The sequence below is a fragment of the Schaalia dentiphila ATCC 17982 genome (assembly GCF_000154225.1).
In the GTDB taxonomy this organism is placed as follows: domain Bacteria; phylum Actinomycetota; class Actinomycetes; order Actinomycetales; family Actinomycetaceae; genus Pauljensenia; species Pauljensenia dentiphila.
The window spans coordinates 24,427-30,426 of record NZ_DS264586.1 but is presented as its reverse complement, the minus strand read 5'-3'; the positions used below and the strand labels follow the sequence as shown (position 1 = coordinate 30,426).

The 6,000-nt window shown below is 59.9% G+C and carries 4 protein-coding genes and 1 pseudogene; 3 read left to right on the top strand and 2 right to left on the bottom strand.

The genetic code is table 11. The annotated features are described in order from the left end of the window. Nucleotides 1-381 (bottom strand): annotated as a pseudogene (locus tag ACTODO_RS10355) (transposase family protein); the annotation flags it as partial. A gap of 393 nt (nucleotides 382-774) precedes the next feature. Further along, nucleotides 775-1,161, bottom strand: a complete 387-nt coding sequence (locus ACTODO_RS10350; RefSeq protein WP_081445754.1) for a Panacea domain-containing protein — start codon at nucleotides 1,159-1,161, stop codon at nucleotides 775-777. Nucleotides 1,162-1,455: 294 nt separating this feature from the next. Here ACTODO_RS10350 and ACTODO_RS00140 point away from each other — a divergent pair, with 294 nt between their 5' ends. The 3 genes from ACTODO_RS00140 to ACTODO_RS10945 all read left to right on the top strand — a co-directional run bounded on the left by ACTODO_RS00140 (nucleotide 1,456) and on the right by ACTODO_RS10945 (nucleotide 5,933). After that, entirely contained in the window at nucleotides 1,456-4,509 is a 3,054-nt protein-coding gene (locus tag ACTODO_RS00140) for a type I restriction endonuclease subunit R (protein WP_003789949.1), read from the top strand. Between the two features lie 131 nt (nucleotides 4,510-4,640). Then, the gene (locus ACTODO_RS00135; protein WP_244262484.1) at nucleotides 4,641-5,567 is read left to right on the top strand and encodes an AlbA family DNA-binding domain-containing protein; all 927 of its coding nucleotides are present in this window, start codon (nucleotides 4,641-4,643) and stop codon (nucleotides 5,565-5,567) included. Beyond that, complete coding sequence (locus tag ACTODO_RS10945; RefSeq protein ID WP_003789944.1) at nucleotides 5,568-5,933, top strand: hypothetical protein; 366 nt, start codon at nucleotides 5,568-5,570, stop codon at nucleotides 5,931-5,933. The last annotated feature ends 67 nt before the right edge of the window (nucleotides 5,934-6,000 follow it).

Genomic DNA, 6,000 nt, shown 5'->3' with positions numbered 1-6,000 from the left:
GCGCGTCACCGTCACATGATGAACGACCAGCCCAGTGAGCGCCCAGCGCACCGCTGCGCGCGAGAGCTTGGCGCGTGGATCGGCCGCTTGGCTCATGTCTTGGCGCCACACGTGAGCACACGTCTCGCACCGGTAGCGGCGCACGCTCACGTGCAAGATCGTGGGACGCCACCCGCAGGGCTCGTGCGCCAAGCGCCTGACCACCGTGTCACGAGAAATGCCCTGGCATCCGCAGCGTCGACACCACCGATCCTCACCAGCAATCCGGCACGCCAACACTGCATGGTCTGGCCACATGCGCTGGCCCGTCACCTCCAACCCCAGGTCATCCAGGCGCGTGAACGCGCTCAGATCAGGGCGATCAAAGATAGTATTGGCCACGTCGAGGTCTTTCAGATGGACGGTGTAGGAATCTCCATCATCGAAAGACCTCGACCCCTACCCGGCCACGACACACCCAACCCCGCCCACAACACCTACACCCTCAAATGCGAAGAGCCAGATTGGCTGGGGAATTACATGCAGGACTCGTTGTTTGTGGTCAGCGCGTTCCTCAACAGAACCTCCGAATAGTCGTGTTTCCCCTCACGCATACGTGAGGGGAAACACGAGGGCGTGACTTCAGCTTGCCGTCCACGAATGGACTATTACGAGGCCCTGTTTTGTCAGGTTTCGCGGTCACCCCTCGGTGTGCGAGGGGCCCATGTCAGCCCTTGCCCTGCAATTGTTCTAGGGTTCATAGCAGCACCAGAGCAAAGGGGCGTCATTAGGCGATCAATCGAGGATGGGATGCTCCTGGTAGTAGCTGCGCATTGCTTCCTGAGTGATAACTGCATCCGAGGGAGCGGATGGCCTTAGGCCCTCACGTGCGTGCAGCCAGGGGTCTTCCACGTGCGTTCGTTCACTCAACTCAGCACCTGTCAGCCCACTTAGCGTGGAGCATACGCCATCGATGAGCTTGCGTTCAGCATCAGTGAGAGCAGATGAGTCGCCGGACGATAGTTCGCCTGGACGAATCAGAAACTTGCCGCGATGCAGAGCGTAGAGATCGGGAGCGACGGGTCCACCGCGCCATGCTTGGAAAGCTTCTGGGAAGAGTGGGGATCCGTACTGAGCGAGGTGCTGAGCTTGAGAATAGAAGGCAAGCTTCTGGAGCTTCATTGTCGTTACCGTATCGGTGCGCTCCAGGATGTAGGCTGCGACATCAACGATTGATCGTGCCGTGTTGGTCTCCTCCTCTGCGTCGTTGCCACGCGATTATACTCGGCGTTCAGTGCTATATCAGTCGGGTTGAACAGGCTTCAGGTTTGTCGCTTAGCTGACACCGCCGGTTGAGCCTGGACGCAGATGACGGTGGGTGACGTTAGCATCGGATCAACGTCACCAGATGGGAGGGAAGCCTCCCGCGTGCCAGCCCCGGCCTCGTGAAAGAGACCCGTAGAGAAAGGAACGCGAGTGTCCACCGACGCACCTCGCCCCCGCATCGAACCCGTCGTCGTCTCCGACGAATTCACGGTCGTCGGCCTCTATCACCCGACCCGCGACCCGGAGCAGGACTACCAGAGCGAAGCCGCCCTCGAGGACGACCTCATCAAGCAGCTGTGCGCCCAAGCCTACGAATATGTGGACATCCACGACCGCGACGGCCTGGAAGCGAACCTGCGCGTCCAGCTCGAGGCCCTCAACAACTACCGTTTCAGCGACCGGGAATGGAAGGACTTCTACCGTCACTCGATCGTCGACGTCCGCTCCTCCGACGGGAATCCCGTCGTCGCCAAAGCCCGCCGCATCCAGGAGGACCACGTGCAGGTCCTCACCCGCGACGACGACACCACCAAGAACATCAGCCTCATCGACAAGACCAACATTCACCGCAACAAGGTGCAGGTGATCCGCCAGTATGCCATCGACACGGGCGCGCGCTCCAACCGCTACGACGTCACCATCCTCGTCAACGGCCTGCCCCTCGTCCACATCGAACTCAAACGGCGCGGTGAAGAACTGCGCCAAGCCTTCAACCAGATCGACCGCTACCAGCGCGACTCCTTCCACGCCGGCGCCGGCGACGGACTCTTCGGCTACGTGCAGATCTTCGTCATCTCCAACGGCGCACACACCAAGTACTACTCCAACACCGTGCGCCTCCAGCACATCACCGAAAACCAGGGCACGCGCCGACAGGTGGCCGCCGCCAACGCGCGATCCTTTGAATTCACCATGTGGTGGACCGACGCCGCCAACAATCAGATTCCGGACCTCACCGACTTCGCCGCCACATTCCTGGCCAAGCGCACCATCCTCTCCATCCTTACGCGCTACTGCGTGCTCAACACCCGCGGTGAACTCCTCGTGATGCGCCCCTACCAGATCGCCGCGACCGAAGCGATCCTCCAGCGCATCAAGACCTCCAGCATGAACAAGCAGACGGGCACCGTCGCCGCCGGCGGATACGTCTGGCACACGACCGGCTCCGGAAAGACCCTCACCTCCTTCAAGACGGCCAAGCTCGCTGCAGGCATGGAGGGGGTCGACAAGGTCCTCTTCGTCGTCGACCGCAAGGACCTCGACCATCAGACCATCCGCGAATATAACGCCTTCGCCGAGGGGACCGTCTCCGCGAACCAATCCACACGCCAGCTCGCCCAGCAAATCAACGATCCGTCCACGCCCATCATCGTCACCACCATCCAAAAGCTCGCGACCTTCGTCAAGAGCCACCGCGGGCACGCCATCTACTCCGGGCACGTCGTCCTCGTCTTCGATGAATGTCACCGCAGCCAGTTCGGCGACATGCACACCGACATCACGCGAGCCTTCCGTAACTACCACCTCTTCGGCTTCACCGGAACGCCCATCTTTGCGGACAATGCTTCCAGTTCCGGCAAAGCAAACCTACGGACGACCGAGCAGGCCTTCGGGGACCAGCTGCACTCCTACACGATCGTCGACGCCATCCGGGACAAGACCGTCTTGCCGTTCCGCGTCGACTACCTCAACTCGTTCCGCGTGCGAGACGACATCGACAACCACGACGTCGAAGGCATCGATACCGACAGCGCTTACATGAACCCGCAGCGCATCTCGGCCGTGGTCTCCTACATCCTCGAACACTTCGACCAAAAGACGAAGCGGCACGCCTCCTTCCAGTACAAGGAACTGCGCGTCAACGGCTTCAACTCCCTGTTCGCCACCTCCTCCATCAAGGCTGCCCGTGCCTACTACCAGGAGTTCAAGCGCCAGCAGGCTGACCTGCCGGAGGCGCGCAGGCTCAGCGTCGGAATCATCTACTCATACGCGCCCAACGCCGAGGCGCCGGGCACCGGTCTGCTCTCCGACGAATCCATGGACCCCTCGGCCCTCTCCCAGGACGACCGTGCCTTCCTCGACGAGGCGATCGCCGACTACAACCAGCAGTTCGGTGCCAGCTTCGGCACCGATGCCTCGGGATTCGAGGGATACTACACGAGCCTGTCAACGGCTCTCGCCGAAAGACGTATCGACCTGGTGATCGTCGTCGACATGTTCCTCACCGGCTTCGACTCCAAGTCCCTCAACACCCTGTGGGTCGACAAGAACCTGCGCGCCCACGGCCTCATCCAGGCCTTCTCGCGCACCAACCGAATCCTCAACTCCGTCAAGACATTCGGAAACATCGTCTGCTTCCGCAACCTCGAAGAGGCCACGAACGACGCGATCGCCCTCTTCGGCAACAAAGAGGCGCGCGGTCAGGTACTCCTGCGCCCATACGGCGAGTACCTGTCCACCTACCTCGAGACCATTGAGCAGCTTCGCATCGGCTTCCCGCTGCCCATCGGATCGATCGCATCCGAAAAGGAACAGAAGCGCTTCATCGACCTCATGGGGCAGGTCCTGCGCCTGCGCAACATCCTCACGTCCTTCGACGACTTCGAGGGCGATGACACGATCGCCTCGCGCGAGCTCGAAGACTACAGGAGCGTCTACCTGGACCTCTATCACGAGGCGCGCGAGCGCTCGAAGGTGGAGAAGGAACCGATCGCGGATGAGCTCGTCTTCGAAATGGAGCTCGTCAAGCAGGTCGACATCAACGTCGACTACATCCTCATGCTCGTCGAGCATCATCGGGGCGAGCGTGGCGACGGCGACGACCGCGAAATCCCCGTCGAAATCACGCGCGCCCTCGCCGCTTCACCCGCCCTGCGCGGCAAACGTGACCTCATCGAAGAGTTCTACCGCCGAGTGTCCCTCAACGGGGATGTTCCAACAGAGTTCGAGTCCTTCATCGCTGCCAAGCGCGACAGCGAACTCGACGCAATCATTGAGGCCGAACGCCTCGGCGAGGGCGCGCGGGACTTCGCGTACGACTCTCTGCGCGAGGGCTACGTCCCCGACGAAGGGACCGGCCTGTCCTCGATCCTCCCGCCGGCCCGCCGCTTTGGTGGCGGTGGCAGCCGCGAAGCCATCCGCTCGCGCGTCCTTGACGCCCTGCGGACCTGGGTCGAACGATTCTCGGGACTCGGAGGGCTGTGACGAGCTGGCCCCGGCCTCGTGACGACGAGGTCGGGACCGCTACGCCAGTTGCCTTTCAATATTGGGTGCTGGCATTGAAAGGGACTCGTTCAAGTGCTGCTGCTTGACGAGTTCGATCCTCTACACGAACTATGACGACAAGGATCCATATGTTTACGCCTATTCACCGAGCACTGGGTCTTGAACCGGGGAATATTTCCATCATCCTGTTCAAACAAGCGGTCGAGCACAGCGTTGAAGAAACTAGTGACCTCGACTGGAAGCGGGTTGCTTATGATTCGCGAAAGCCGCGATGGGATGAAGAAGCCGCAAAAGACATCGCTGCCATGGCGAATAGCGGCGGCGGATGGATTGTGTTTGGGATTGAAGAAGACGGCGACAAGAACACCGCCTCTAAGATCGTCCCAATTTCTTGGTCTGCCACCGACCAGCAGAGGATCCTGAGGGCGGCGTATGCGAAGATCGGACCTCCGGTAGTTGGACTCGAGTTCCATGAGGTGCCGTGTGGCAATGAAGGCGGCGGGAGTCTCGTCATGATGCGGGTTCCGGACTCTGCTGATGCTCCTCACTTTGCGAAAAAAGGCGACGATGCTTTTGTGGCGCCACGTCGTAATGGTCCCCACACCGTGTACATGAGTGATCGTGAGATCGAACGGGGTTTTCGCGAACGTTTCCAACACGCAGATGATCAGGAACGCCTCCTTCAAGATCGTTACGAGCGTGCCTGTGAGGCGCTACGCCCGGAAGACGGGGTATTTCTTGCCTTAGCTGCTGTTCCCCACGAGGCAGTTACTGGACGCGTGCCGACTACTGTAGATCTGATACATCAATACGCGAACGCGCCGATTGCTCCGGAACTCGTAAGTGGAACCAGAGTAGATAACTGGTGGAGTGGTGGGGAAGTAAAAAAGGGACTCCGTCAGTGGATCATCCGGGGATACCAAAGTTCTCGGGGGTACTTTCGTAAGTTCTTGCACGATGATGCAACGGTTGTCGGAGCATATCAACTGGGACTCCTGGTTACTGACCCGCGGTGGAGTGACCGTTACCCGGTGTGAATGACTAACCACTGTAGAGGCAATGAAGTCGAAACTGCAGTTACGGACTTCATTACTCTGTTGCGTAGCCATGCGAAAGAACGGCAGGCACACGGCGGTTTTAGGATCAGAGCGGGTCTTGTCGGTATTCAGAAAAAGCCGATCTACATTCACGGGATGAGCTTAGGTAATAGTCTGCTCGGCACTGAATACATGGAGCCCATTGTGAGGTTCCAGCCGATCACGATGGAACTCGATCCGCTCTTGACTATCGACGAGGTGCTGCCGATCATCAACGATTTGGCTTTGGATTTGATTAACCAAGGGGGTGTCCAGTATCTGCAGGTTATGGCGGAACCGAATGACCGGCAGTCTGAACCTGAGTGATTGACCCAGCCCCGGCCTCGTGACGACGAGGTCGGGGCCGGGTTGCGCGTTCTGCCTGGTGGCAGGG

Bases quoted from the DNA above. Each gene is read 5' to 3' on its own strand.
- ACTODO_RS10350 (WP_081445754.1), bottom strand. From the start codon at position 1,161: ATGAAGCTCCAGAAGCTTGCCTTCTATTCTCAAGCTCAGCACCTCGCT.
- ACTODO_RS00135 (WP_244262484.1), top strand. From the start codon at position 4,641: ATGACGACAAGGATCCATATGTTTACGCCTATTCACCGAGCACTGGGT.
- ACTODO_RS10945 (WP_003789944.1), top strand. From the start codon at position 5,568: ATGACTAACCACTGTAGAGGCAATGAAGTCGAAACTGCAGTTACGGAC.